Genomic DNA, 428 nt, shown 5'->3' with positions numbered 1-428 from the left:
AAATGTAAGAGAGCTGCCGTTTCTGTGTATTTCGCCAATATGCGGCGGAATAGGAACAAGGAAAATCAGGTAATCATCAGATTTTCCGCCACCGACTGATAAACTGTAACCGGATTTTAAAGAATGAATGTTACGTTTTCCTATAGCCGTGTTTTGGTCTTCTACAAAAAGATTTAAAAGAAGCGGACCGGTAGGATTTATAACAGGCGATTTGTGAGTATCTGGTTTTAATGGGTTAGCGTCGTATGGAGTTGAGCGTCTGCTTGGAACTGACGCATACTTGGCGAGCTCTTTACTGTGATCCACAAATTTCATATCATCGCGAGAACTTTTGCCGCCTGAAGAAGCTACTTCCGCCAATACGCGGTTAGGACTTGAACCTAGTTTACGAGAAGCAAGGAAAATAATAATTCCCAACAGTAAAAGAA

The 428-nt window shown here is 41.6% G+C and carries 1 protein-coding gene; it reads right to left on the bottom strand.

The features are described from left to right. The coding region (locus tag ACYVTD_RS17060) for a hypothetical protein (RefSeq protein ID WP_461248836.1) at positions 1 to 428 on the bottom strand (428 nt) is incomplete at both ends.

It is taken from the genome of Treponema sp. R6D11, from assembly GCF_054786075.1.
This window is presented reverse-complemented; position numbering and strand designations above follow the sequence as displayed.